We start from the raw sequence: 25929 nt of genomic DNA, 5'->3' as shown, positions 1-25929 counted from the left end.
ATTGCCGCCACTTCCAGTTTGCTATTAAAAGTTTCTGCGAAGTTGGATGCCATACTGGCGAGGTTCGCCATAAACCGCTGACGAGACATTCGCATCCGCACCTCCATTTATATCTCGCGCGGATGTGATATAGGTGGCGTAGCGGTTGTTCGTGAGGTTCTGGCCGTAGAGCGAGACTTCCCAATTCTCGTCCTCAGTCGTATAGGACAGCCGAGCGTTTAGCAGGGAATATGTATCAGCACGGAACTGCGGCAGGTTGTTCCGATTGAAGTCCACATTATCGCGCCATGCGTAATCGCCGCGCACTGTCAAGCGCCCGCCAAAATCCATTTCCGTTGAATATTGAGCGCCAAGGGAGTACGCCCATTTAGGTGAGTTGGCCAGCCTGTTGCCCGAGAAATCCTCGCCGCCCTCAAAGAAGTTGGTATATTTAGCATCGAGATAAGCGAGCGTAAGGTTGACATCGAACCCCTCAGCTATACGGGCGACAAATTCACTTTCAATACCCTTGATCTTGGCTTTACCGGCGTTAGTCGTTGTTGCAACACCACCCACAAATTCAACTACTTGGAGGTTGGTATAGTCATACTGGAAAACACCAATATTGGCGCGTAACCGCTTGTCCAATAGCGTCGACTTGATGCCAGCCTCATAACTCCATAGAAACTCTGGATCGAAAGCGCCCGCATCACCCAGCTGGAAACCGCCGGATTTAAAGCCTTTAGTTGCCGAAATATAGGCAAGGACATCATTATTGATGTCATAGTCGATCGCGAAACGAGGTGTCCAGGCACGCCAGTCTGCTTTGGGTGCACCGTTGTCGACTTCGGTACCATTCACCAACGTACCAAAATTGTAGCTTTTTTTCTCGTAGCTATAGCGAAGCCCGACCGTGGCACGCAAACGGTCGGTAAGGCTATATGTGCCCTGACCAAACAAGGCATAAGCGTTCGTTACGTTGCTTTCCGAGATAACAATCTGTGGATCTTGAAACAGAAGATCTATTCCGCCATCGCCATCTTCATTCAGAAAGAATGCGCCGACGATCCACTCAAGCTTCTCCGGATTGTTGTTCGATAACTGAATTTCCTGACTGAACGACTGCGATTTTTCCTGAAAGCCAATGTTGAACAAGAAGAGATCGGTTCCATCCACATCAAGGACCTGTTCGATATCGCTCTCCCGATAGGAGGTTATCGACTTAAATGTATAGTTTTCACCATCCCAGGTTGCGGTTGCCGACATACCCCAAACATCAAGGTTGGCGACCGGCTTTGTGTCCAGAGCAATTACATCGTCTTGGGTAGGAAGCGTAGCACCAGCATCTGCGAACGCCTGAGGGTACGGGGTAGTCCGTATTGCAAGAGAACCGGCTTCACGCTCTCTACTGAAGTCACCACGCAGAATCAACTCAAAGTCATCTGCCAAGTCCATTACCAGCGTTGCGCGTCCAGCAAAGGTATTCTGGTCCTGATATGTGTCGTCTGTCAGTGCATCTGTGTAGATGCCGTCCCGATCATTTTTAAGCAGGGTCAGCCGACCACGTACATTATCACTCAACGGACCTGACATGGTGCCGCTGAAGGTCCGTTTGTTGTAGTTTCCTATGGTGACACCAACGGTACCCTCCAACTCGTCAGATGGCGCTTTCGAGACGATATTGAGTGTGCCACCCGTCGAATTTCGTCCAAAGAGAACGCCCTGCGGTCCCCGTAGGAGTTCGACGCGTTCAATGTCAAACATATCCTGGTAGCCGGTAGTCGGGCGTGGTTGATACACGCCGTCAATCTGGACTGTCGAACTCGGGTCAGTTGCCACTCCGAAAGCTGAGGTGCCTATCCCCCGGATATTAACAATTGCCATGGAATCATTCGTGACCGTTATACCAGGTACGAAAAATGTGAAGTCCTCGATGGTGCGAATACCAATGCTATCCATCATATCGCCCGTAAGGGCTGTGATGCTGATAGGTGTGTCCTGCATGCTGGCTTCACGCTTCTGTGCAGTCACAATCACTTCTTCCAGTAGACCGTAGTCTTCCTTAGCTTCATCGGCGAGCGCGGTGTGCGAGAGAAGCGCAACGGTGCAAGTGGACGCACAAAGCGTACGAATTGGTTTGAACGTATTTGTCATTGTTTCCTCCAAGGGCCTACGACCCTTTATCCCTAGTCGAACTCCTCGAGTCCGAAGGTTGGTAGATGTCTGCGAATCGATAGCGCTCACACAACCCAATATGAGCAGTGTCGTGATACCTTGCTAAGATTCAGAAACTGGTAGCGGTCTGATTTAGACCGTGTGTCTGGGAGGAAGGAAAAGGACGGGGAGAGCAATACCAGAGAGGGAGGTGTCTGCAACTGCATCCCAGTTGTGAAACTGTTCCCCTAAGCACAGTGTATTAGCCGGCATCAAGCCAGCATGGCAGACTAAACCGCCAAGCTCGCAACATGAATCTAAAGAGTTATGAGCATGATGATCCCCATCGTTATGGGCATCTAAGTTCACATGGGATTTGATGAACATATTAAAGGTTTCAGCAGCTAAATCGTTAGACTTTTCTGCGTTCGCGCTTTCAACTGCGGCCACAACCCATCGGTCAACAGTAACCTCGTTGACATTGGCATGCATAGTCCAAGGGGAAGCGCTCGCTAGAACCGGCAGCGGCGACATGATCCAAATGATCATGTGGGCAATAACGATTAATCTGCTCGCATTCAATGTATCTGGATACCTCCCTGAGGACATTATAGGTTCTGTGTTTCGAAGGTGTCAAGTTTTAGGCACCTTCTCTGGCATCCCCAAATGATTAATAAGGCGGCACTGCACTGGTGCTTTTCCCTCAGGTTGCGGGCATCAAAGTATGACGTCGATTTTTCGAAAGGCTCAACGAGCCGCATCTTCCTAAAAGTAATTGCGCCTTTAGAGAAGCTGCGAAATAGCCCCCTCCCAATCCCGGCGCAGTTCAATTCGTACATACGGCCCCTCAAAGCCCCTCATTTCAGGTGTCTCCACCCAGATCTTCCAGAATGGAGCATATTTCGGAGCTTTCTTCGCACAGGCTCAGCAACAGCGGCAATTCCTTCCTGAGGGTTGTGACCTTTGCAAGGTGGCTTTCGAACTCTTTGAGCTTACGGTGCACCCGCTCCCTTAGGGTCCGAGCACATCGTCCAGATCAGCGGTGCAATGTGCGAAGTTGCAGAGGGGGTCACAGCACTTCTGGCATCAGCCATGCTGTTGTTCATCGGTTATTGGCTCTACAGCAGGACAAGCGCGGCAGGTTGACCAACAGCAAGCAGAAATTCAGCACTTGTGTGAACGCTATGTCGAACGGCTTCCCTTTAGCATTAGGCTAACGCCGCCAGACGGATCGCAGGTCGGTCTCGTGAAGCAGATGAGCCCTGCGACTGGCACGATGCAATCGAAGGCCGTCAACAGCGCATGGACGCACACTGGGGCCGAAGGAGAATTAAGAATAAGGACCAGACACTGGTCGCCAATGTCGGCCTTGTTGTCGTTGGACATCTGGGCGCCAAGTACGATGTCCAATTAGAAGGCGGCGAAGACTGCTCGAGCTCGGCTATCGTTAAACATGATTCTTTGTCTGAATCGTACTCGCCCCTGTCCGCAGGATTGGATTTGGTGGTGCCGTGCTAAGTATGGATCTGCTCGTTTAGGGTCTTGAATAGGCGTTCAACGGTGCCGCCGTATTTTGGGTGCTTCACCGGGCGGTGTACAAGCACGATACCGTGCTCGTCGCATCCACGCTTGAGTGCTTCGCTCTTGAAATCAGGGCCATCGTCGACGTGAAGAACGTCCATTTTCCCAAACATGGGCCAGTCTGCTTCGATACCCCTATCCTTGAACCACGCTACCTTGGGGACTACAGCATGGGCGGACATAAGGCCACGGTGGTCGCGCTAGGGGCTTCCAAAGACAACAGATATCCAAGGATTGCTCGAGAATACATATCGACGGCTATGGTAAGATTCAGTCTGCCAATGGGTTGACGGTATTCTTCGTCTACGACAGCAATATCCGTTGGTGTATGGTCCATCTGCACAACACCAAACGGCCATTTGGGCCGAGGAAACTCACCCGTAACTGGATCAAACTTGTCCCGTGCATTCCGGCCGCTTTCCCTGTGCTTAATTTTGGTTCGTGCCGGGATACTCTTAATGCGTGAGCGCACACTATTCTCTGAAACCGGCTTGTAGGAATGTACGACCTCGTGGGACATCTCGTGTAATTTGACTTGCACGGAGGATGATGACCATGAATAGCGATGAAAGAGAGATCAGGCGCAAGCTTCGGGTACTTGAGAGAGCCGCTGGCCCGAACCGATCAGGCAACGGCATGATGGCTTTTCCGAGGGAAACTGATCAAAAATTCACGCATCACCGCTACGACTAGCTGATGCATCAATTCAGATTTGCCAGAAAATCTAGGATCGCGCAGTCGGGCATTTCGTTTCCCTGACAGTCTTTCGTAAGGCGGTCAAGTTGCGTACACAGCGTCGCGAGCTTTTCCATCTTGCTTCTGGTTTCCTCTAGATGTTTGGTCGCCAGCTTTTTGACGTCAGCGCTTGACCTGTCTTGGTTCATGAAAAGGTCAAGAAGCGCCCGGCTGTCTTCAACCGAGAACCCCAGATTGCGAGCATTCTTAATGATTCTGAGCGCCCGAAGGTCGGATGACCTGAATTGTCGAAAGCCGTTCTCAGCCCTCAATGGAGCAACCAAACCAACATCTTCATAATAGCGGATCGTTTTTTCCGGCAGACCAACATATTCAGCGGCCTCACCAATTTTCACAAGGGCGTCCATGCCAATACCTTTCTCAAAAGCATTGAACTCCTTGAACCCACAAACATAATACAATCAAATATTGTATCGGTTCAAATATATTTTCTGTGCGTATTCTTGACAGAAATCAATTAGGTCCGGTTTCAGTTTGGATAACGTATCGGGAGAAAGGAATATCCCGTGAGGCGGTTCCAACATTTTCTTCGTATGCTTTTGATCGGCGCGTTCATTATAGCGCCGATTGGGACGCGTGCGGCTGAAAATGACGCCGAAGTCATGACACAAGTAACCTGCCTGGATACATGGCAAGACGCATGGAGCATGATCTCTACGCAGGAAAAGTCAGCCTCTGAGGTCTTTTGTGACCATTTTATGGGAGCAAAAGATATTTTTGACAGTGGTGGTAAAACCTCAATCCTTCATGTCGTTCCGCCATTTGTGATCGTCGCTATGACATTTGACTTTCCGTCCCCTCCGTCCGTAAAGACGGCTATTCCACGCCAGTATGTGCCATATTCTCTCCATCCCGAAGTGGCCCCACACCCCCCAAAGTATCTAGATTCAGCGGAAGCACACCCCGGTCTGGAACTCCTTGAACCCACCCGTTTTATCCGGGGTGTGTCCGCAAGCTACGCATTCACAATCTGAACAATGTTCTTTTAGGGAGACTTGCTATGAGGGCAATCTCACGCGGAGGCTTGGTTGTCTGCCTGCTATGCACGACAGCGCTGAGCCTTGGGGTACCGGCATACGCCGATGAAACACCCCAAACGAAGCTTCTAGAGCGGCTAAACGCCTTGGAAGCCGAAGTGAAACAGCTGAAAGCCAAACTGACTGAAACCAGTCAAAGGGCCGAGCAGACAGACAAACGTGCTGAACGCGCGGAAAAACAGGCGAAAAAAGCTGTCGAAGTGGCTGACCCTGTCCGCCCCAATGCGTGGCATCTGGCAGGTTATGCCGATGTTGGCATTGAATTTAGTGATGGTGAGAATTCCGACACTTTCACAAGTGGAAAATTCAATCCTGCTTTTCACTTCCAGTATAAGGACCTTATCCTTTTTGAATCGGAATTTGAGGTCTCAACCAATAGCAATGGCGAGACTGACATGGTGCTAGAATATAGTCAGCTCGACTTTCTGCTGCATGACAATGCTGTGCTGGTTGCGGGAAAGTTCCTAAGCCCGGTTGGCCAGTTTCAAGAAAGATTGCACCCCAGCTGGATTAACCGGTCGGTCAATGCACCTGCGGGCTTCGGCCACGGTGGCATTCAGCCAATCAGCGAGGTGGGGCTGATGCTGCGTGGTGGTGTGCCGGTCGGCGAGCGCATGTTCACTTATTCGGTCGCGGTCGGGAATGGCCCTCGGGCTGGACATGGCGGTGTCGAAGTAGAGGGGTTTGGTCGCGATGACAATAGCAATAAAGCAATCAGTGGACGGCTGGCTTTCTTCCCATTTGACGATTTAGAAATTGGGGGATCGTTGCTTACTGCAAAGGTCGCACCTGAAGCAGAAGAAGGCGGTGATGATCACGATGAGGAACCTGTTGTCGACGATCATGATGAAGCTGATGAGCTATTCGAGGATCAGCCGCAGGGTGATTATAACCTATGGGGCTTTGATGCGGCCTACACAGGCGGCAACTGGGATATCCGCGCCGAATATCTGAATGCAGACCTCAAGAACTTCGGTGAAGCCGACGAAGACCATGGGGAACCAGAGCCTTTATCTTGGAAAGCTTGGTACGCACAAGCAGCATATCGATTGTCCGATATTTCAGATTCCCCTCTTATTCAACGACTGGAGCCGGTCGTGCGATACGGCCAGTTTAAGGTCGCTGGTGATCATGAGCTTGAGGAAGAGACCAATGAGAAACGCTTCAATGTTGGCCTTAACTATTGGTTTTCACCTTCTGTCGTCGTGAAAACCGGCCTGGAGTTCCGCAATTATGAAGCAGAAGAGCGGGACGACGACACACGTCTGCAGTTCCAGTTGTCATACGGCTTCTAAGGAAGAGGAGATATTCGAATGTTGAAGAAAAATGAACTACTTCCGGTTGTCTTGTTCGCGGCTCTTGCGTCAGCGGTTGGCGTGGGAGCGGTTTTCGCGGATACATCGCCAGCGAAACCCGATCCTATGCAATTTGCTCGCGGTGCCAAGGCGTGGGCAGCCAACTGCGCTCGCTGTCACAATATGAAAAGCGCACAGGACAACTCCGATGAAGAATGGCATGTGGATGTTACCCACATGCGGGTCCGGGCGAATATTCCTGGAGATGTTGCTAGGGATATCAAAGCCTTCCTTCAGGCCAGCAACAAGTAAGGAGTGAAAGATGAAAAGACAATACGTGATATCGCTGATTGCCATTTCGGCTTTCTCTGTTGCTGCGCAGGCCGCACCGCAAGACTTGGCCAATGGTAAAGAGAAATACGAAGAGACCTGTATCGCCTGCCATGGCGAGAATGGAAAGCCAACCATTCCTGGGTTGCCGGATTTTACATCGCGCACGGGACCTCTAAAAAAGGGTAACAGTGCGCTTTTCAAAAGTGTGATGGAAGGTGTTGATCGTCCGGGCGCGGACATGGCTATGCCCCCTCTAGGCGGCAATCCGGATCTGACCGAGGACGATGTTCGTGACATCCTTTCCTACATGCGAAAGACCTTTCAGTAGCAAAGGCCAATGAAAAATGCCCGCCTTATAGGGCGGGCATTTAAATATGATCACTGCGAGTTGCTGAGATCAGTGCATCATCGTTTTCGTGACCCTAAAGATTCCATCTTCGCCACGCGCCAGGGCCATCATGACTTCCTGTCCTGGATCCAGCGAGGCTATATCGATGTCGTCAGCTACTTTCATATCCATGGTCATGGCTGGCCAATGAAGTTTTTTGATAGGGCCGTGACTGACATTGAGCGTCCTTTCTGCGATATTCACGCTATTGACCTTGGCATGGACCATAACCTCCTCCATATCGCCATGCGGGGCCTGGTGGCTTTTATGCTTGTGATCATCCTCGCTGGCGTGGGCTACCAGCGAACTCAATCCAATAATAGTGAGGGCCATTAAAGGCGCTTTTAATATCTTTCTCATGACAACTCCTTTGACACTGACTTGCTATTATTTTTGATCAGAAATCGGGCGGGAGGACCAATGGGCGTGTACCACTTTCCATCCGTCAGGCCCTTCAGAGATGCCTAGCGTCTCGATGCTGTTGAAGCGGTGTTGCTGGCCTTTATTTTCAATGGTGAGAATAGAGGACGTTGTTACAATTGCGAGATCTTCCCCACCGATGACGTTTTGACTTATGACCTGCCGGTCAGCGGACTTCAACATCGGTAGTTCGGGTTTCAAGTGGTGTTCCAGATAGCCCTTGAGCGACGCTTCTTTTTTGCCGTTCTCGAATACGGTGGCGTCGGGTGCAAAGCTGCTGGCCACCCTGTCAAAGTCCCCACTGAATAAGGCTTGCTGGAACAGTGTTACGAAGCCAAGAGCGGACGTTTCCCGCGACGTTTGGGTGTCGTGTTGATGCACGTCAGCCTCGTCGCTATGCATTTCTGTGTCTGCCATCTGGGCGGGATTGTCGCCCGCGTAGCCGCCGTCCCCATGGCTATGGCCGACATCCTTATCTTCCTGCACGGCTTCGAGACCTTTATCATGTGAATGACCACTATCGTGATGATCTTCATCTTCGGTGCTTTCCTGGCCTTCGTGGTCGTGTGACGCGTTGCCGCCATGATCGTGACCTTCACCACTTGTGTCAGGCAGGCGCATGACGCCCAAGCCGTGGCGGTATACAAGCTCTGCCCCCAAATAGCCGGTCACGCCTACAAGACTTGTGAGCGCCAGACTGGCCGCGATGATAGCGCTTGAGATAGCCTTCGACTTGTAGACCCATACCGCAACCAAGATTATCGCGACTGCCGTCCCTAGCGCCCAGGCCCGATGGACCTTCATCACCTTGTGCGCAATATCGTCATGGACGACACTGTTGAAGGCCTGTATGCCAGCCAACACAGTTAAGACAGTGATGGTTGCGCCCAGCCACAGGGTCCATTTCCCGGCAGTTTCGAATATCGTGACATGCTTCTTCTGTACGAGTTTCGACAAAACAAGAAACAGTGCCGAGCTTACGGTCAAGCCCACCGTGAAATGGACCAGCAACGGGTGCCAATTGGGAATAATTAGATCAGTCATTTTCGCCTCCCTGTACTGAGTTGGATGTGATGGATGCCTGTTTGGATAGCTGTTTCACTTCACGCCCCTTCCACAGGAGATACATGGCAGGGATTACCAGAAGCGTGAGGATGGTGGCGCTGACCATGCCGCCCACCATCGGGGCCGCAATCCGGCGCATAACTTCTGACCCGGTGCCGGAGCCGAGCATGATGGGCAACAGACCCGCGATGATGACAGCTACGGTCATCATGATCGGTCGAACCCGCATAAGGGCACCCTGGACAACTGCGTTTGTCAAATCTGCAACGACCAGTGGCCGCCCTTCGTTTTCGGCGTTGGATTTGGCCTTTTCCCAAGCCTGATTGAGATAAACGATCATCAAGACGCCGATCTCTACCGCGACACCTGCAAGGGCGATAAAGCCCACGCCCACGGCGACGGACAGGTTATAGCCCAAAAGATACAACAGCCAGATGCCACCGACGAGTGAAAGCGGCAGTGTGCCCATGATGATCAGAACCGACGTCAGGTTCTGGAAATTAATGAACAATAGAAGCAGGATGATGATCAGTGTGACGGGGACCACCACACTCAGTTTCGCCTTCGCCCGTTCCATATATTCATATTGGCCGGACCATGCGATCGAATAGCCCGCGGGCAGATCGACCTTTTCCCGGACCACCTTTTGCGCTTCTTTCACATAAGAACCGATATCGACACCAGCGATATCCACGTAAATCCAGCCGTTCAGACGGGCATTTTCGGACCGAATGACGCCAGGGCCACCAGAGACACTGATCGTGGCAACCTGCCCAAGCGGTATGTGTTCTCCCATCGGAGTAATGATCGGTAGGGCGCGCAAGCGGTCAAGTGAGTCCCGGTATTCTCGTGGATAGCGCAAGTTGATGGGGTAGCGCTCCAGCCCTTCAATGCTTTCCGTCACCGACATGCCGCCAATAGCGGTGCGGATCACTTCCTGCACATCCGCGATATTGAGGCCATAGCGTGCGGCTTTCACGCGGTCGATGTCAGCGTTGACATAGCGTCCGCCAGTGACACGTTCAGCATAGACGGATGCGGTGCCAGGCACATTTTTCATCACCGCTTCAATCCGTTGCCCAACTTCGCTAATCACATTCAGGTCAGGTCCTGCTACCTTGATCCCCACGGGGGTTTTGATGCCTGTTGCCAGCATGTCGATCCGGTTCTTGATCGGCATAATCCATACATTCGTGAGGCTTGGGACTTGAACGAGGCTATTCAGTTCGGCCTTCAGCTTTTCAGTCGTCATCCCTTCGCGCCACTCGCTTCTGGGCTTCAGTTTGATGGTGGTCTCAATCATTGTGAGCGGCGCCGGGTCGGTGGCTGTTTCAGCGCGTCCCGCCTTGCCATACACTGCCTCCACTTCAGGGACCGACTTAATCAGTTTATTTGTCTGCTGGACAATTTGCGCGACCTTCCCTGCTGAAACAGCAGGGAAAGCGCTGGGCATATACAGAAGATCGCCTTCATCGAGGTCCGGCATAAACTCGCCACCGATATGGCTGAGCGGATACCAAGCGCTGATCATGATGACGAGTGTTACCATCACCATACTTTTCGGGAACTTCAACACCATACCGATAAAAGGGCGATAGGCAGCGATCAGCCCCCGGTTGATGGGGTTTTTGTGTTCGGGCAAGATCTTGCCGCGAATGAAATACCCCATCAGAACAGGTACCAAGGTGACCGATAAGGCGGCCGCTGCGGCCATGGCATAGGTCTTGGTGAAAGCCAGTGGATGGAAAAGCCGACCCTCTTGTGCTTCGAGCGCGAAGATCGGCACGAAACTAAAAGTGATGATCAGGAGCGAGAAAAAGAGTGGAGGCCCAACCTCTACCGCGGTTTTGGTGACAACCTCCCAGCGGTTCGCGCTGGTTACTTCTTCTTCCTCCATATGCTTGTGGAAGTTTTCGATCATCACAATGGTGGCGTCCACCATGGCGCCGATGGCGATTGCGATGCCCCCGAGCGACATGATGTTTGCGTTGATACCTTGAGCGTTCATCACAATAATCGCCGCAAGAATGCCAACAGGGAGACTGAGCACGACAACAAGCGCAGAGCGCAAGTGGAAAAGGAATACAGCGCACACAAGCGCGACGACTATGAATTCTTCGATGAGCTTTTCATTCAGCGTGTCGACAGCCCGCTCAATCAGCGACGAACGGTCGTAGGTTTCTACAACCTCCACACCTTCTGGCAGGCTGTCCTTGAGGAGCTCCAGTTTCTCTTTTACACGGTCAATGGTGGCCAGCGCGTTTTCGCCCCAGCGCATGATGATCACGCCACCTACGGCTTCACCCTCACCATTTAGCTCTCCAATGCCGCGACGGAGTTCTGGCCCCATGCGAATGTCCGCTACTTCCCTAAGTAGAATTGGGGTGCCATTGGCGGTCTGACCTACAGGAATGGTCTCCAGGTCCTTGATGTTGCCAATATAACCCGAGGCACGGACCATATATTCGGCTTCCGCCATCTCGATCACGCGGCCACCAGTTTCCTGATTGCCGCGCTTGATGGCCTGTTTGACCATGTGAAGCGGGATATCATAGGCACGCAGGCGGTTCGGGTTTACCACTACCTGATATTGCTTGACCATGCCGCCGATGGTGGCAACCTCTGAGACACCTGCCACCGTCTGCAACTCATATTTGAGGAACCAGTCCTGAATGCTCCTGAGTTCGGCAAGGTCATGTTGTCCAGTGCGATCCACCAGGGCATATTGGTACACCCAGCCAACACCCGTTGCGTCCGGGCCAAGGGCGGTTCTCGTGCCTTCAGGCAATGTGGGAGCAACCTGGCTGAGATATTCAAGAACGCGTGACCGTGCCCAATAGAGGTCGGTACCATCTTCAAAAATAATATAGACATAACTGTCGTTGAAGAAACTGTAGCCGCGCACGGTTACCGCACCAGGGACAGACAGCATGGCAGTGGTCAGCGGATAGGTGACCTGGTCTTCAATCACCTGTGGGGCCTGGCCCGCATAGGTGGTTTTGACGATTACCTGTACGTCAGAAAGGTCGGGGATGGCGTCAAGTGGCGTCTTCGACAGCGAATAGGCACCCCAACCGGTGAAAAGAAGTGTCAGGATCACAACCAGAAAACGGTTCTGAACCGACCAGCGAATAAGATTGGCTATCATGGGTTCAAACTCCGTCTTCTACATTTTCATGGCTGAGACGATGATGAAGGACCCATCCTCGCCTTGTTGAAGTTGGAAGTGCATCCGGTCGACTGGCTCGAAAATGGAAAGATCCACCTCTGGCGCGACCGTGAAATCCATGGTCATCTCAGGCCAGCCCAATGACTGGATCGGATCATGCGTCAGATTGACGGTGCTGCCGGTAATCGAATTGACCGTCCCCATGCCATGATGGATTTCCGCTTCGTCAGGTGAAGCCGTAGGTTCGCCATCCTGCATGACCATGTCAGCTATGGGAGCATCGGCGTCGAGCATGCGCAGGAAGGCACTGTTGATGCTGGCTTCACTATCGATCAGGAATTGGCCTGATGTGACAACTTTTTCGCCTGCGCTAAGGCCTCCCTTGATGGCGACCCGGTCGCCGCTTTCATGGCCAGCGACAACTTCCGCCGGGCGGAAACGGCCATCCCCCAGTGCCAGAATAACCCGGTCGGTCTTGCCTGTACGAATGAGGGCTTCGCGCGGAATGGACAATACATCGGCCTCAGGCGCTGCCATGATGCTGATCTCGCCATACATGTTGGGCTTCAGGCGTCCATCCTTGTTTGGGAATGCGAGACGCACCTGCACGGTCCGGCTTTTTGGGTCAACCAAAGGGTAGACATAGTCAACCGTTCCGTCCCAGGTTTCACCCGGCAGGAAGGGGAGTTGCATGATTGTCTTTTGGCCCTCAGCGACCCAGTCGCTTTGGCCTTCAAACACATCAACCATAACCCACACGGTTGAAAGGTCAGCGAGTGAGAAGACGGTTTTGGAGGGCTGGATATACATCCCTTCGCCAATGCTCAAGTCCACAATGACCCCGTCCTGAGGGGCGCGAACCTCAACAAGCTGTTTGACAGTGCCACTTTTTCGAATGTCCGAGATTTGGCCGTCTGTCATGCCCAGGGCCCGCAGGCGTTCCTGCGAGGCCCGGGTCAGGCCCTCCTGTTTCAGGCGAATTGCCTGCAGGAATTCCGTCTGGGCATTCACCAGTTCAGGTGAATAAAGTTCGAAAATCAGTTCGCCTTTCCTGACTTCCTCACCTACGGCCTTCCGGTACAGTTTTTCAACCCAGCCAGCCGTCCGAACATGGACATGGGCGGTCTTGTCTTCGTCCATGTCGATATAGCCCACGGTTTCGATCTCTCGGGTCATATCGGCAACGGTGGCCGCCGCTGTCCGGACGCCCAGATTGTTGACAACGGCAGCACTGATTTTCAGCGCGTTTGCGTCACCCCCGCCACCGGCTTCATCGGCATAGACTGGGATCAGGTCCATCCCCATCGGTGACTTACCTGGTTGGTCGCGGCGATAGTTGGCGTCCATCGGCGCAACCCAATACAGGATTTCGCGCTCGCCGGATTTGGCAGAACCAGCAGTTTCACTAGCGCCTGGCGCTGTTAGTTGACTGCCCGCATAGCCAAGGGTAATCCCTACCGCAAGCGTGGCCGTGGCGATCATTAATGTCTTACGCATCGTCTTCCCCTTCGAGGAATAATAGTTGAGCCTGGGCCTTCATGCGTTCGCTCTGGAGCTTGAGCAGACTAAGCTCCGCATCCAGTTCAGCGAGCCGGGCCCGAACAAGTTCTGCAAAGTCGGTGATCCCATTTTGGTAGGATGTCAGGGACGCTTCGGTCGTTTCCTTTGCTCGCTTAATGACCACGGATTGGAACAAGCCAACGCGTTTCTGCAGCCGTTGCCAATCGGCATAGCTGCTGTCGAGCATCTTCTTCAGGTCTAGAAGGACGGTGTCATGCCCCAACTGGGCGGCCTGCCGGTCTTTCTTCGCAGCAGACAGGCGTCTGTCTTGGCGTTTTTGGGTAAACATGGGCACATCCATCACGACACCAACGGTGGCCAGATCGGTCCTATCAGCCCCGCGTGCGCCATAGCCCACGTTCACTGACCAGCCAGGCTTATATTGCTCGCGGGCCACGCCAACGTCTTTGTCTGCCACGGTTACATTGGCCTCCTGGACACGGGCCGCAGGGTGTTGGCTGAGGCGTTCCGTCAGTGGTGCGATATCGGAAGGATGACGCATTGATGGTAGTGACGCGGGAACCTGTCTGGTGGCCGCGACTTGCCCTATGCGGCGGGCAAGTCGGGCTCGCACCATTGCATCTTGGCGGTCTATTTCGACCAGCCGGTCATCCAGCAGGCTTAACTCCAGCTCCGCACGGAACACGTCCTGGCTGGTTTCCCGACCCGTCGCATAGATGGCTTCAATGACTTCGATCAGTTCGGCGATGGCCGTTCTGCTGGCCAGGACCTTTTCCCGGGCAGCAGTCCAATAATAGAGATCAAGCCAGTTTTGTCGCGTGTCGAGCACAACCTCCCGTCGGCGTAGGTCCAGCCTGGCTTGTTCCAATCCTGCCAATGCCTGCCGTTTCTGGCGATTGAACTTGAGCGTATCGCCTTTTGGAAAACTTTGGCTCAGTCCCAACTGAAGCTGGGTCATCGGTTCTTGGGTATAGCTAAAGCTATTTGTTGGCCAATTGGCGAATGTGGCCCGGAACTTGGGATCGGGCAACTGCGAGTCAGCCACGGCGCGGTCCTGTTGGGCGGCAGCGCGAACGCCGGGCTCCAGAAGATATGGGTCGGCAGAATTGAGCGCCAGCCGAACGGCCTCTTTCATCGTAAGGGAGGGTTGGTGCTTATCTTGTTGTATTGCAACTGGTGAAGTAGCAGGCGCAACTTCTATGGGCGTGGCATTTTCCGATGCCAAGCCCGGAACGGCCATCATAATAGCCGCGATAGCGACCAAGGGTGTCTGTCGGTACATGTCTAAACCTCAACTGACAAAGGACAGGAATAGGTGGCTGGCGACGCAAAATACGCCAGCATAAGGGCAGATTGGCTGGCCAATACTACCTTAAGAAAGGGCCAGGAGGCGTGGAGGAGGGGTAACGATGGAGTGCGTTACAGAAAGGCCAACTTGGGGTGTCAGCTCATAAATTGGTGCCGCACCATAGTGGTCGTCCTGTTTACCCAAAGGATCGGGCAGTACGACAATATTGGCGAAACTCGCACAGCAGGCAATACTGCAGGGAGCTTTGGAAGAGCTGCGGTCATGATCGTCATGAGCATTGTCTTGCGCCATGCTTTTGACATGCTGGCTATGGATGAGCGCGCCGTCCATATATATCGTTGAAAAGACATTTCTGTTTCTGGGCAACATGCATGCGCCGCCACTTTCGCCATCACTGGAGCGCTGGCGAGGGAGACAAGCAGAAGCGTAGCCAATAGCGCGCTATGTATGTGTCTGACGAATCGCATATCTAGAAGCATACCCCTGTACCATAGTTCAGGGTCAAGGGGCTTTTCACTGTTCACATCGAGTTGATCGTGGCGTGTGTCGCTAAACCAAATTCCTGTTTGACCTTCCAGTTTGTGGAAGGTTTAGCCTGCATTGAGATTATAGATAGCCAGGCATGCCGCCTGCCCGGAGCTGGGTGAAAGCGAATAATCGCCTCCAATTGACGACGGTCAATCCGCAGTTGCGTTTCATGCCATCTATAGTGTGAGGGGCAGTTTTGAGTCCACACGAACATATGGCTGCCGCCCCATTGTGGCGCAACAGAAAAGGAGATATCCAATGATGAAACTGGCATTCATGGGTGCGGCGGGAACCGTTACAGGGTCTAAATATCTCCTGTCAGGAGCGGACTCCAAAATCATGGTGGACTGTGGGCTGTTTCAGGGGCTCAAGGACTTGCGGCTAAAGAACTGGGCACCGCTTGAGGTCGCTCCCTCAACTATTGATGCAGTTTTGCTGACTCACGCGCACCTCGACCACTCTGGCCATCTACCGTTGTTGGCGAGAGAGGGCTTCTTTGGTCCTATCTATTGCACCGGTGCCACGGCCGATCTTTGTAGCATCCTGCTGCGTGATAGTGCCTACCTGCAGGAAAAGGATGCCGAATTCGCGAATCGTTACGGCTTTTCTAAGCACAAACCGGCGCGCCCACTATACACCAGTGAAGATGCTGAAAAGGTGATTGGACTCTTGCGGTCACAGAAATTCGACCATCCGATGCATGTGCAGAACGGTATTGAGGCAACTTTTCGGATAGCGGGGCATATTCTGGGAGCGTCCACCATCTCGTTGCAGATGGAGGGCCGCACAATTGTCTTCTCTGGAGATCTTGGGCGCTTGGCAGACCCGGTGATGCTTCGCCCGGCACAGGTTGAGAGTGCAGATTATCTGATTGTGGAATCCACTTATGGAAACCGAAAACATGAAGATCTTGACGTTGAAGCAAGGCTTGCCGACATAATATCCAGCACGGCGGCCCGCGGCGGCTCGGTGATTGTACCGGCTTTTGCCGTCGGGCGAACCCAGTCGCTTCTCTATTATGTGTCAAGGCTAAAGAAGGCCGGGCGAATACCCGACTTGCCGGTGTTCCTTGATAGCCCGATGGCTATCAATGCCAGCAAGATTTATTGTGACAATCGCGAAGTACACCGGCTTTCTGATACGGAATGTAAGGCAGCTTGCTCTGTTGCCAAATATACCCGTAAAGTCGAGGAGTCGAAGAAATTAACCTATCTTGCGATGCCTTCGATCATTATTTCTGCAAGCGGTATGGCGACAGGCGGTCGGATTTTGCACCATCTCAAGCATTATGTTGCGGACCGGCAGAACACGATCCTGTTCACTGGGTTTCAGGCTGCGGGCACTCGCGGCCGCGCAATGGTCGAGGGCGCACGCCAGATCAAGATCCATGGTTCCTACATTCCGGTAAATGCGCATGTGGAAAACCTTGATGCTTTGTCGGCGCACGCTGACTGCGACGAAATACTTGAATGGCTTTCTGGGTTACAGCACTCGCCCAAAACCACCTTTGTCACCCACGGTGAACCTGAGGCGTCGGCTGCACTCGCTGCCCGCATAAGGGACGAACTTGGCTGGCACTGTGAAATCCCGGAATTGGGGCAGGAGGTTGAGCTGCCATGACCATGCCACGGGAAGCAGGGGCATGCCATCTGGGTATCCGGCTGAAGCGGCTCGGCATCAACAGTCGCTCTGATCATATCATCTATATGCGTGACGACTGCGCAGTTTGTCGGGCAGAAGGCTTCAACGCGCAGGCGCGTGTCCGCGTGGACATGGGTGACAGGTTCATCATCGCGACCATCCATCACGTCAACTCCGATCTGTTGACCGACGGGGAGGCAAGCCTCTCTGAGCGAGCATGGGAGTTTCTGGATGCAAGCGAAGGAGATTGTATATCACTCTCTCACCCCGCACTTCTGGAATCGCTCCGCAAAGTTCGCGGCAAGATCTATGGTCGGGCCTTCGAGGGAGACGACCTTTCAACCATTGTTCGGGACCTAACCGAGGGCCGTTATTCCGATGTGGAAACGGCAGCCTTCATCACTGCCTGCTCGGCCCAGGATTTGGATGGAGCAGAACGCATTGCGCTGACCAAGGCCATGGTTGACGTGGGCGACAGGCTTGAATGGTCGCGCACGCCAGTAGTCGATAAGCATTGTATCGGCGGGTTGCCTGGCAACCGGACCACGCCGATTATTGTTTCCATCGTTGCTGCGAACGGCCTTCTGATGCCCAAAACATCGTCGAGAGCCATCACCTCGCCTGCTGGCACGGCGGACACGATGGAGGTGTTGACCAAGGTTGACCTTGACCTTGCGGCCATCCGGCGGGTGGTGGCAAGTGAAGGCGCCTGCCTTGCCTGGGGTGGGGCGGTGCGCCTCAGCCCGGCTGATGATCTGCTGATCCGCATTGAGCGCGCGCTTGATATCGATAGCGACGGCCAACTTGTTGCCTCGGTTCTGTCGAAAAAGATAGCCGCCGGGGCCACCCACCTTGTCCTTGATATCCCTTATGGGCCGACGGCCAAGGTGCGGTCCCTTGAGGCTGCAGAGAAACTGAAGGCTAGCCTTCTGGATGTTGCGGCGGCTTTCGGCCTGAAAGCGCACGCGGTCTTAAGTGATGGGACAGAGCCTGTAGGACGCGGTATCGGCCCGGCCCTTGAGGCGCGGGATGTGCTGTCTGTCCTCAGGTGCGAGCCGGACGCGCCGCAAGACCTGCGGGACCGCGCCATCACCCTTGCCGGGTGCCTGCTTGAAATGGCGGGCTGTGTTGATGCCGGGGCAGGTGCTGCCCGCGCCACTGCCACCTTGGAAGACGGATGCGCCTTCAAGAAATTTGAAGATATCTGTGCTGCCCAAGGCGGCTTGGCCAAGCCGCCTGTCGCGCCGCATCGGTGGGCGGTTGAGGCGACAGAAAACGGACGGGTGGCGGGTATCGACAACCGCCGCATCGCCCAAGTAGCAAAGCTGCTAGGCGCACCCGATGCTAAAGCTGCAGGGGTACTGATGATGGCGCGTGTGGGCGATCGGGTAGAAGTTGGCGCGAAACTATATGAGATGCACGCCGAAACCACGGGCGAGATGGCATACGCGCAGGCCTATGTGGATCAGAACCAAGACATTATTGCCGTGGAGGTCAGCTAATGGGATTTATCTATTATGCGCTGCCGGGGGCGGAAGAATTGGCGGAAAATCTGGCGCGCCGGGCAGATGCCAAGGTTGGTAGGCTAGAAGTGCGCCATTTCCCCGATGGCGAAATATATGTGCGGGCCCATACGCTATGTGCAGGCCACAGAGCGGTGCTGGTTGCTGATCTTGCGCGACCTGACCATACGGTTCTAGCACTGATTTTCGCGGCTGATCTCCTGCATGACCTTGGCGCTGAAGATATTGGCCTTGTTGCGCCCTATCTGGCTTATATGCGCCAGGATAAACGGTTCCGTGAGGGCGAGGCGGTCACCTCTGCCTCCTTCGCCAAACTGGTCAGCACCGCGCTGGACTGGATGGTAACGGTCGATCCGCATTTGCACAGGCGCAAGAGCTTGTCAGAAATTTATTCTATTCCAGCCAGTGCGCTTCATGCGGCACCTGTTATCGGTGAATGGATGGCGCACAATGTGCCAGACGCCCTTCTTGTGGGGCCGGATGGAGAAAGCGAACAGTGGGTGAAGGCTGTGGCGGAGGTCGCTGACATGCCTTTCATTGTGCTCAGAAAGGTCAGGCATGGAGACCGCGATGTGGAGGTCAGCGTGCCGCAGGCCGACCAGTGGCACGATAGAACGCCGGTGTTGGTGGACGATATCATTTCAACAGCCCGGACGATGATCGAAACCGTCTTTCATCTAAAGAATGCAGGCATGAAGCCTCCCATCTGTATTGGTGTGCATGCCATCTTTGCTGGCGATGGGTATGAGGCACTGAAGAATAGGGGGGTGAGGATCGTCACCTGCAACGCTGTGCCGCATCCCACAAACGCAATCGACCTCACCGGTCTGATCGCCAGCGGGATACAGACGCTTCTCAGCACCAAACAGGGGGTATTGTGAATCAGACACTCCGATATATCGCAATAGGCGCGATTGTGGCTGCCGTTGCCGCTGTAGCCTGGTTTTGGCAGCAGAATGACGGCGTCTGTGCGGCAGGTGGTGCGCCAGCGATCTGTGTTCCCGAACAGATCATTCTCTATGGCAACGTGGATGTGCGGCAGGTCAATCTGGGTTTCAAGGTATCCGGTCGGGTAGATCAGGTGCTGGTCGAAGAAGGGGATCGGGTGACGCAAGGCCAGAAGTTGGCAACCCTTGAAAAGCCCGATTTTGCGGACGACGTCGCGCTTGCTCAAGCACAGTCCGATGGCAGTGCCGCCGCGCTCAAGCAGCTTGAAAACGGCGCGCGGCCCCAAGAAATTGCACAGGCGCTAGCGCTTGTGGAAGAACGGCAGGCGACGGTTGAGAATGCCCGTCGAACCGTGCAGCGCCGCTCTGAGTTGGCCGAGGATGGTTTTACTGCCCATCAGGCGCATGAGGATGCAGAGGCAGCGCTCCTTGAAGCGGAAGCACGGCTTCGGTCTGCGATCGAGACTCTGAAACTCGTCAAGGCCGGGCCTCGGCAGGAGGAAATCGCGCGAGCTCGCGCCGCTCATACTGCGGATGCAGCCTCGCTGTCGCTCGCAAAACGTCGACTTAAAGATGCAGAGCTGTATGCACCAAACGAAGGCACCGTACTCACCCGCGTACGGGAACCCGGTGCGATCGTTCAGGCGGGGGAACCAATCCTGAACCTGAGCCTCAATTCGCCGGTCTGGGTTCGCACCTATGTGGAAGAACCTCAGCTTGGGTTCATCACACCCGGCATGACAGCAACCGTGCAGACGGATTCCGGGGGCGCGTATGAAGGCCAGGTTGGGTTCATATCGCCCGTCGCGGAATTTACACCCAAAACCGTGGAGACCAGGGAACTGCGCACGCGCCTTGTCTATCGTGTTCGGGTGATCGTGGACGGTGATGACGATGGATTGCGGCAGGGTATGCCAGTGACTGTGGTCCTTGTGCCGAAAGGGGCTGTGGCCGGTGCAGCCGCTGATTGACATACAAGCGGTTAGCAAGAGCTTTAGTGCTTGTCGTGCTGCAATACAGGACGTGTCCGCCAGCCTGATGCCAGGCCAGATAACAGGAATTGTTGGTCCTGACGGCGCGGGCAAAACCACCTTGCTTCGGATGATGGCGGGGCTTCTTACCCCCGATGAAGGACGCATACTGGTTGATGGCGAAGATAGGTGTGATGGAGGCAGGAGGCGTGACCATCTGGCCTATATGCCCCAGCATTTCGGCCTGTATGAAGACCTGACGGTCATGGAAAACCTACAGCTGTATGGCGATTTGCGATCGCTGGCTAAGGCGGAGCGACCGGCGCGCTATGAAACGCTTTTGCAGTTTACGGGCCTTGGTCCTTTTACCGAGCGGCTCGCTGGGCGTCTCTCCGGTGGCATGAAACAGAAGCTTGGCCTTGCGTGTGCCTTGATCCGAACGCCCAAAATACTGCTTCTTGATGAGCCAAGCGTGGGTGTGGACCCAATTTCGCGGCGGGAACTATGGGCGATGAAGCAGGAATTGGCGGGCCAAGGCATGGCGATCGTGTGGAGCACCGCATATCTGGACGAGGCGGCGCGCTGCTCATCAGTGTTGTTGCTGGAAAGTGGACGGGTTTTATATAGCGGTCCCCCTGGTGTGGCGACCGATTGCATGGAAGGCCAAAGCTATGTCGTGCAGGGTCTTGCGTCGGGTCAGCGCAGGATGTTGGTCAAGGTTATGCAGCAGGACGGCGTGCTTGACGCGACGATCGAGGGGCATGAGGTTCGCTTCCTTATGGCCGCTGACGCAGACAGGCTAACACCGCGCGCTCTGGATGTTGACGGCGATGCCGTTATCGTGCCCGTTAAACCGCGATTTGAAGACGCCTTTATAACTTTGCTCGGAGGTGCACGCCTCAGCGCTTCGCCCTTTGCGGACATGCAGAAAGTGGCGCACAACGGTAACGACGTCTCGATACACGCTGATGGATTGACACGCCGGTTTGGCGATTTCGTTGCGGCAGATCAGGTCAGTTTCTCAGTTGGACGGGGTGAGATTTTCGGCTTGATCGGGCCGAACGGCGCGGGAAAATCCACTACCTTCAAGATGCTCTGCGGGCTTTTGAAGCCCAGCGCAGGCAATGCTTCAGTCGCAGGCCTAGACTTGAGGAAAGCCTCGAGCAAGGTGCGTGGCCGGATCGGATATATGGCACAGGGCTTTGCCCTATATGGCGACTTGAGTGTCATACAGAATCTCACCTTTTTTGCGGGCATCTATGGGCTGAAGAGGAAAAGCGCCCAGCTTGCCATTGAGCGCGTCAGCGACATTTTTGGACTAGCTGCCCACCATGGGGGGCGTGCGGGCGATTTGTCCCTGGGATTCAAGCGCCGCCTAGCGCTCGCCTGCTCTGTCATGCACGGGCCGGATATACTTTTTCTCGATGAGCCGACCTCTGGTGTGGACCCGAAAACACGGCGCGAGTTTTGGGGGCATATCAACGCCATGGTTAGTCGAGGTGTCACTATTATCGTGACAACCCATTTTCTGCATGAAGCCGAATATTGTGACCAAGTGGCCCTGATCAATAAGGGCCGGATCATCGCTGCAGGTGCCCCGGATGCCCTGAAATCAGAAGTGTGTGCCCCTGATCTGCCCAATCCTACGCTTGAGGACGCATTCGTCTCACTGGTCGCGAGGCAGGAGGCCGCGGCATGAAGTTCAACATGGGGCGCATATTCGGGCTGGCACGTAAGGAAAGCAGGCAGATTTTAAGAGACCCGAGCAGTCTGATCATTGCCGTCTTTCTACCACTTACCTTGCTGTTCCTGTTTGGGTACGGCGTCACGTTCGATCCGCGCAACTATGATATTGGCCTAGTGGTGGAGCAGCCCACGCCCGAGACCGGCAGCTTTACGGCCTCGCTGGTGACGTCCAGTTACTTCCGTGTGGCAACCGGTCGCGATGTGCGGGACCTGGAAAGCAAGCTAGTCTCGGGTGAGCTGAAGGGCATCGTCGTGCTGCGCGCTGACTTTTCTCGCCGCGCCTTTCGCCGGGATACGGCTCCGATCCAGGTTCTGGTGGACGGGACGGACGCCAATACCGCGGAATTGATCCGTGGCTATGTGCAGGCTGTGTGGGCGTCGTGGCTTGGCCAGGAGCTTTCTAGCAACGGGATCGACTACTCGCCGCCTGTAGGCCTTGTGTCCCGCCTGTGGTACAACCCGGAAGCCTCCAGCAAGAATTATCTGGTGCCTGGGTCCGTGGCGATCATCATGACGATGATTGGCGCGTTGTTGACCGCCCTTGTGGTGGCGCGGGAATGGGAACGCGGTACGATGGAAGCGTTATTGACCACCCCGATCGGCCGGTGGGAACTGCTTCTTGGGAAACTGGCGCCTTATTTCCTGTTGGGCATGGTATCCATGGTCCTATCGGTTGGGGTGGCTATCTGGCTTTTTGCTGTGCCGTTCCGGGGATCCTTCTGGGTGTTGGGGCTGACGTCAGCCGTGTTCATGTGGACATCGCTTGGTATGGGGCTGCTGATCTCGACCATCTCGCGAAGCCAACTGATCGCCGCCCAGATTTCCATTCTGTCAGCCTTTCTTCCTGCCTTTTACTTTTCGAACTTTGTTTTTGAGGTCGACAGCATGCCAGCCCCTCTTCAGGGGATCAGCTATATTGTACCGGCCAAATATTTTGTCTCGACGCTTCAAACGCTGTTCCTGGCGGGGGATGCGGGTGACGTGATCGTGACGGACACGCTGGTCCTGGCGCTGATCGGCTTGGTGTTTTTCATGGTGGCCGTCAAGAAAACCAGAACGGATTTGGAGTAGGCAACCATGTGGACCCGACTTTATGCGCTGATCAAGAAGGAATTGTGGGCCAACATCCAGGACAGACAAACCCGGTTCCTGTTGCTGGTGGCGCCCCCGTTCCTGTTGCTGATTTATGCCTTCGCACTGACGCAGGAGGTCAAGAATGTGTCACTTGCAGTTTTCAACCAGGATCAGGGCCTTGAATCCCGCGAACTGGTGTCGCGCTTTGTCGGGGCCCCGACCTTCACGCATGTAACCTATCTGGCAGGCGACAAGGAAATTGGCGAGGTCATCGAAAACCAGACGGCATTGATGGTGCTTCACATCCAGTCGGATTTTTCCAGACGGGTCGCACAGGGCGAGACATCAAACGTGCAGATTATTCTGGATGGCCGCCGATCGAACGTTGCGCAAATACTGGCGAGCTATACAGGGGAAATCGTTGCCACCTTCAATGCCGAGATGGAGGCGCGGACGCCTAGGAGTGGGACCCCACCCAGTGAGATTGTTTCCCGAACCTATTTCAATCCGAATTTTGATACCATCTGGTCGGGCACGCCGGGGCTGTTTGCTGGGCTAATCGCCACGGTGGGCTTTATGGTGTCTGCTTTCTCGGTCGCTCGGGAGCGTGAGTTGGGAAGCTTCGAGCAGTTGCTGGTATCGCCGCTGCGGCCGTTTGAGATTTTGGTTGGGAAGACCATTCCCGCGCTGATCATTGCCATGACAAGCGCGCTGGCGATGCTGATCCTCAGTATCCTTGTCCTGGGCGTGCCGTTTGAAGGCTCCGTTCTTCTGTTATTTGCCGCGATGACGCTCTATCTTGCGGCCATCATCGGTATCGGGTTGTTTATATCATCGCTTGCGTCCACGCAGCAGCAAGCCATTATCGGGATATTCATGTATATGGTGCCAGCCATCCTGCTCTCTGGCTATGCTACACCGGTAGAGAACATGCCCGACTTGCTGCAGGCTGTCACTCAAACCAACCCGATAACGCATTTCATTGCGATCTGTCGCGGCGTGTTCCTAAAGGCTGTGCCAGCAGGTGATGTGGTCGGCCATATGTGGCCAATGCTCGCGATTGCTATTGTGACCCAGTCAGCCGGTGCCTGGATGTTTCGGCGCAAGCTCTCCTGATGTCATAGCGGTGTGCCAAGGCGACACACCGCTTAAAGGAAAGGGACTGGGCGATCAGTGGTTGTGATCGTGCTCTTTCTTCTTCTCGCCTTCTTGTTTCATGTCATCCTTGTCCATGCCCTTTTTCATCCCTTGGTCCATTGGCATCATCGACATACATTCATCCATTTGCAGCATCATGTTGCTGCGGATCTTGGCTGGGTCAGTCTCATGATCCATTTCCATTTTCTCGGTCATGCAGACCTTCATATGCTTGCGCATCATATCCCGCATCATCATGCCGTCTTTCATCATCATATGGCCCGCCTTATCTTTGTGATCATCCTTATGATCACCGTCGTGGGCATTAACCGGCATTGTGAGCGACAGGCCGATAGCGGCTGCTGCCAATGTAGTGACGATTGATTTGCTTTTCATGAAAACCTCCTGAGGATTGATTGTGGTCTGTTTGGAAATTCCAAATGTTGGGATTGATGCGGCAGAGGATCAGGCGCCTGTCAGATTCGGGACAAAGCGTGGTGTGTGCTCGGCATACCGTGTGAAGGTTTCGCCGAAATCCCTTTCTGCCTGGTGTTCTTCCGTGATTGACAGTCGCCAGTAGACAATAAGAAGTATAGGGAACATCGCGAGCGTCAGGATGGTCGGCCACTGCAGGAGGAACCCAAACATGATCAGAACAAAAGCCACATACTGGGGGTGCCGTATACGGGCATAGGGGCCGCTGGTCGCCAGCGTTCCTGTCTTTTGTGCCCGATATAGGACGTTCCAGGCCGCCCCCAGCAGCAAGAACCCGCCGCCGATGAAAACCATGCTCAGAATATGGAAAGGACCGAAGTGCGGGTTGGCTTTCCAGCCGAACATCATCTCCAGCAGATGGCCGGAATCGTGCGCGAACCAGTCCACATCAGGAAATTGGCTTTGCAGCCATCCGGATAGGAAATAGATCGTTAGTGGCACGCCGTACATCTCAGTGAAGAGGGCGACAATGAAAGCGCTGAAAACACCGAAGGAGCGCCAGTCAGTTGTCGTCTTTGGCTTTGTGAAGCTAAAAGCAAAGAATATGAAAATGGCCGAGTTCAGGATCACGAGGCTCCAGAGCCCATAGGACGATGAATGATCCATGGCGACTTACTCCTCATCCTTGTGGTCATGGTGAGAATGACCCCCATGCATGAACAGATGCATTCCTACGCATAGCAGCAACAACAGCAGTAACGGCGCATTGCCACCGAGTGTTATATGAGCCCTATGTTCATAAACTAACATCAAACCAGCGATCGCTAGGAACACGATGAACACGAAACCGATCCGTGTTTGAAAGAAGCCTGGAGAATTTTTCATGGTCGCCCTCCGAAAGGTTTAGCACGAGCTTAGGG

General features: G+C 54.2%; 25 protein-coding genes. 11 read left to right on the top strand and 14 right to left on the bottom strand.

The annotated features are described in order from the left end of the window. Positions 1–24: 24 nt before the first annotated feature. From ACOOGA_RS06800 to ACOOGA_RS06785, 4 genes are all read right to left on the bottom strand, one after another. Complete coding sequence (locus tag ACOOGA_RS06800) at positions 25–2133, bottom strand: TonB-dependent receptor (RefSeq protein WP_417461214.1); 2109 nt, start codon at positions 2131–2133, stop codon at positions 25–27. A gap of 153 nt (positions 2134–2286) precedes the next feature. Further along, the gene (locus ACOOGA_RS06795) at positions 2287–2682 is read right to left on the bottom strand and encodes a hypothetical protein (protein ID WP_420430036.1); all 396 of its coding nucleotides are present in this window, start codon (positions 2680–2682) and stop codon (positions 2287–2289) included. Positions 2683–3647: 965 nt separating this feature from the next. Then, the gene (locus ACOOGA_RS06790) at positions 3648–3815 is read right to left on the bottom strand and encodes a hypothetical protein (RefSeq protein WP_420430035.1); all 168 of its coding nucleotides are present in this window, start codon (positions 3813–3815) and stop codon (positions 3648–3650) included. 62 nt (positions 3816–3877) lie between these two features. After that, complete coding sequence (locus tag ACOOGA_RS06785; protein ID WP_420430034.1) at positions 3878–4234, bottom strand: hypothetical protein; 357 nt, start codon at positions 4232–4234, stop codon at positions 3878–3880. Between the two features lie 35 nt (positions 4235–4269). Between ACOOGA_RS06785 and ACOOGA_RS06780 the strand changes: the two genes are divergently transcribed. Then, positions 4270–4407 carry a hypothetical protein gene (locus tag ACOOGA_RS06780; protein ID WP_417461210.1) on the top strand — a complete coding sequence of 46 codons (138 nt, stop codon included), beginning with the start codon at positions 4270–4272 and terminating at the stop codon, positions 4405–4407. 8 nt (positions 4408–4415) lie between these two features. On the opposite strand, the gene ACOOGA_RS06775 is transcribed toward ACOOGA_RS06780, so the two are convergent. After that, entirely contained in the window at positions 4416–4817 is a 402-nt protein-coding gene (locus tag ACOOGA_RS06775) for a MerR family DNA-binding protein (protein ID WP_417461209.1), read from the bottom strand. A 653-nt stretch (positions 4818–5470) separates the two neighbouring features. Between ACOOGA_RS06775 and ACOOGA_RS06770 the strand changes: the two genes are divergently transcribed. The 3 genes from ACOOGA_RS06770 to ACOOGA_RS06760 are packed head-to-tail and all read left to right on the top strand — an operon-like array spanning position 5471 to position 7463. Further along, positions 5471–6802, top strand: a complete 1332-nt coding sequence (locus tag ACOOGA_RS06770) for a hypothetical protein (RefSeq protein WP_417461208.1) — start codon at positions 5471–5473, stop codon at positions 6800–6802. Between the two features lie 18 nt (positions 6803–6820). Then, on the top strand, positions 6821–7114 hold the full coding sequence (locus ACOOGA_RS06765; protein WP_417461207.1) for a cytochrome c: 294 nt from the start codon (positions 6821–6823) through the stop codon (positions 7112–7114). A 10-nt stretch (positions 7115–7124) separates the two neighbouring features. Next, positions 7125–7463, top strand: a complete 339-nt coding sequence (locus tag ACOOGA_RS06760) for a c-type cytochrome (protein ID WP_417461206.1) — start codon at positions 7125–7127, stop codon at positions 7461–7463. A gap of 69 nt (positions 7464–7532) precedes the next feature. On the opposite strand, the gene ACOOGA_RS06755 is transcribed toward ACOOGA_RS06760, so the two are convergent. From ACOOGA_RS06755 to ACOOGA_RS06730, 6 genes are all read right to left on the bottom strand, one after another. After that, positions 7533–7883, bottom strand: a complete 351-nt coding sequence (locus ACOOGA_RS06755) for a copper-binding protein (RefSeq protein WP_417461205.1) — start codon at positions 7881–7883, stop codon at positions 7533–7535. A gap of 27 nt (positions 7884–7910) precedes the next feature. Further along, complete coding sequence (locus tag ACOOGA_RS06750; RefSeq protein ID WP_417461204.1) at positions 7911–8987, bottom strand: DUF2231 domain-containing protein; 1077 nt, start codon at positions 8985–8987, stop codon at positions 7911–7913. Then, a complete protein-coding gene (locus ACOOGA_RS06745) occupies positions 8980–12156 on the bottom strand; it encodes an efflux RND transporter permease subunit (RefSeq protein ID WP_417461203.1) in 3177 nt (1058 codons plus the stop codon). Before ACOOGA_RS06745 ends, ACOOGA_RS06750 begins: the two co-directional genes overlap by 8 nt. Before the next feature lie 18 nt (positions 12157–12174). Next, positions 12175–13674: an efflux RND transporter periplasmic adaptor subunit gene (locus ACOOGA_RS06740; RefSeq protein WP_417461202.1), complete on the bottom strand. Its 1500-nt coding sequence runs from the start codon at positions 13672–13674 to the stop codon at positions 12175–12177. Then, the gene (locus ACOOGA_RS06735) at positions 13667–14941 is read right to left on the bottom strand and encodes a TolC family protein (protein WP_420430033.1); all 1275 of its coding nucleotides are present in this window, start codon (positions 14939–14941) and stop codon (positions 13667–13669) included. Before ACOOGA_RS06735 ends, ACOOGA_RS06740 begins: the two co-directional genes overlap by 8 nt. A 129-nt stretch (positions 14942–15070) precedes the next feature. After that, positions 15071–15337, bottom strand: a complete 267-nt coding sequence (locus tag ACOOGA_RS06730; RefSeq protein ID WP_420430032.1) for a hypothetical protein — start codon at positions 15335–15337, stop codon at positions 15071–15073. A gap of 459 nt (positions 15338–15796) precedes the next feature. On the opposite strand from ACOOGA_RS06730, the gene ACOOGA_RS06725 reads away from it, so the two are divergent. From ACOOGA_RS06725 to ACOOGA_RS06695, 7 genes are read left to right on the top strand one after another with little or no spacing between them, the layout of a single operon-like run. Next, positions 15797–17155, top strand: a complete 1359-nt coding sequence (locus ACOOGA_RS06725) for an MBL fold metallo-hydrolase RNA specificity domain-containing protein (protein ID WP_417461227.1) — start codon at positions 15797–15799, stop codon at positions 17153–17155. 2 nt (positions 17156–17157) lie between these two features. Next, complete coding sequence (locus tag ACOOGA_RS06720) at positions 17158–18678, top strand: thymidine phosphorylase family protein (protein WP_417461226.1); 1521 nt, start codon at positions 17158–17160, stop codon at positions 18676–18678. After that, entirely contained in the window at positions 18678–19580 is a 903-nt protein-coding gene (locus ACOOGA_RS06715; RefSeq protein ID WP_417461199.1) for a ribose-phosphate pyrophosphokinase, read from the top strand. Before ACOOGA_RS06720 ends, ACOOGA_RS06715 begins: the two co-directional genes overlap by 1 nt. Beyond that, entirely contained in the window at positions 19577–20617 is a 1041-nt protein-coding gene (locus tag ACOOGA_RS06710) for an efflux RND transporter periplasmic adaptor subunit (protein ID WP_417461198.1), read from the top strand. The genes ACOOGA_RS06715 and ACOOGA_RS06710 overlap by 4 nt, the downstream gene beginning before the upstream one ends. Further along, positions 20601–22316, top strand: coding sequence for an ATP-binding cassette domain-containing protein (locus tag ACOOGA_RS06705; protein WP_417461197.1), 1716 nt, complete (start codon positions 20601–20603; stop codon positions 22314–22316). Before ACOOGA_RS06710 ends, ACOOGA_RS06705 begins: the two co-directional genes overlap by 17 nt. After that, a complete protein-coding gene (locus ACOOGA_RS06700) occupies positions 22313–23434 on the top strand; it encodes an ABC transporter permease (RefSeq protein ID WP_417461196.1) in 1122 nt (373 codons plus the stop codon). Before ACOOGA_RS06705 ends, ACOOGA_RS06700 begins: the two co-directional genes overlap by 4 nt. Before the next feature lie 6 nt (positions 23435–23440). Next, on the top strand, positions 23441–24553 hold the full coding sequence (locus tag ACOOGA_RS06695; RefSeq protein ID WP_417461195.1) for an ABC transporter permease: 1113 nt from the start codon (positions 23441–23443) through the stop codon (positions 24551–24553). 54 nt (positions 24554–24607) lie between these two features. Here the strand turns inward: ACOOGA_RS06695 and ACOOGA_RS06690 are convergent, their stop codons facing one another. From ACOOGA_RS06690 to ACOOGA_RS06680, 3 genes are all read right to left on the bottom strand, one after another. Then, the gene (locus ACOOGA_RS06690) at positions 24608–24970 is read right to left on the bottom strand and encodes a hypothetical protein (RefSeq protein ID WP_417461194.1); all 363 of its coding nucleotides are present in this window, start codon (positions 24968–24970) and stop codon (positions 24608–24610) included. A 69-nt stretch (positions 24971–25039) separates the two neighbouring features. Then, positions 25040–25675, bottom strand: a complete 636-nt coding sequence (locus ACOOGA_RS06685) for a methyltransferase family protein (protein WP_417461193.1) — start codon at positions 25673–25675, stop codon at positions 25040–25042. 6 nt (positions 25676–25681) lie between these two features. Beyond that, complete coding sequence (locus ACOOGA_RS06680; protein ID WP_420430633.1) at positions 25682–25819, bottom strand: DUF2933 domain-containing protein; 138 nt, start codon at positions 25817–25819, stop codon at positions 25682–25684. Positions 25820–25929: the final 110 nt, after the last annotated feature.

Source organism: Kordiimonas sp. (assembly GCF_965216265.1).
GTDB lineage: Bacteria > Pseudomonadota > Alphaproteobacteria > Sphingomonadales > Kordiimonadaceae > Kordiimonas.
Note: the sequence above shows the minus strand (reverse complement) of the source record. Positions and strands in the feature narration are given on the sequence as shown.